General features: G+C 67.9%; 1 protein-coding gene. It reads right to left on the bottom strand.

Going from position 1 to position 1,391, the window contains the following annotated elements; all coding sequences use genetic code 11:
• The coding region (gene gspD, locus P3W85_RS27750) for a type II secretion system secretin GspD (RefSeq protein ID WP_276267120.1) at positions 1 to 1,391 on the bottom strand (1,391 nt) is incomplete at both ends.

Below are 1,391 nucleotides of genomic sequence, written 5' to 3'. Positions count from 1 at the left end.
CGGCAATTGGGGCGTGTCGTCATCGCGCACGAACCAATTGTCGCTGGGGTAGCGCGCGCCCTCATTGCGCATATAGTCGTAGCGCGTCATCACGACATCGCGCGCGGATTCGGGCGTGCGCACGATGGTGGGCCGCAGGAACACCATCAGGTTGGTCTTGCGGCGCTGTTTGTTCTCGTAGCGGAACAACGCGCCCAGCAACGGCAGATCGCCCAGGCCGGGCACCTTGTCCACGCCTTCGTTGTAGGAGTCCTGCATCAGGCCGCCGAGCACGATGATGTCGCCGGTATCGACCATGACCGAGGTTTCCAGCGCACGCTTGTTGGTGGTGGGCCCGTTGTTGCCGCCAGCGGAGATCACATCCGACGTTTCCTGGTAGATCTGCAGCTTGACGCCATCCCCATCGGTGATCTGCGGGCGCACCCGCAAGGTCAGGCCCACGTCCTGGCGCTCGATGGTCTGGAATGGCGTCACGCTGGCCGCGCTGCCGGTCTGGGCGTAGGAGCCGGTGACGAAGGGCAGGTTCTGGCCGACCATAATGCGAGCCTCTTCGTTATCCAGCGTCATCAGGTTCGGTGTCGAGAGGATATTGACGCCTTTCTGCGTGCTGAGCGCGCGCAGCAGCGCATTGAGGCCGAGCTTGTTGCTGATGATGCCGACATTGAGCCCGCCCGCGCTGGCCACGTTTGCCGCCAGCGACGGCAGGATGCCGCCGCCGTTGACCGCGCCCGCGCCCACGGTGACGATGTTCTGCCCGCCGCTGCCGAGATTGGTGCCGCCGAACAGGCGCCCGTTCTGCACCTGCCACTGGATGCCCAACTCGGCGGCGTTGTCCGAGGTGATCTCGACGATCATGGATTCGACGTAGACCTGGGCCCGCCTGGTGTCGAGTTCATCGATCAAGGCGCGCAGGTTGCGGTAGACCGGCTCCGAGGCCGTGATCAGCAGCGAGTTGGTGGCAGGGTCGGCCTGGATGGTGCCGCCGGTGGTGGGCGCGGCGGCCGCGCTGCCCTGGCTGGCGCCCATGCTGGCGCTGCCGAGGCCGCCGCTGGTGGCGGCGCCAGGCCCGCCGCCCAGGCTCCCGCCCGCGCTGCCGCCCGTGGGAAGAGGGGGCATCGAGGGGTAGGAGCCGCTGCTGGCCGCCGCCTGGCCAGTGCCGGTGCCGGCCGACATCGATAGCGTGGCGTCCGCCGCCACCAGTGCCCGCAGCGTTTGCGCCAGAGTGGTGGCGCTGGCATTCTTGAGCGGCACCATATACATATTGCCCGGACGGCTGGAGGGACGGTCCAGCTTGGCCGCCAGCGCCTTGGCCTGGTGCAGCCGCTCCGCGCTTGGTGCCCGGATCAGCAGCGTGTTGCTGCGCGGCTCCGCCACCACCGATACGCGCAGGC

It is taken from the genome of Cupriavidus basilensis (genome assembly GCF_029335485.1).
GTDB classification, from domain to species: Bacteria; Pseudomonadota; Gammaproteobacteria; order Burkholderiales; family Burkholderiaceae; genus Cupriavidus; species Cupriavidus basilensis_E.
This window is presented reverse-complemented; position numbering and strand designations above follow the sequence as displayed.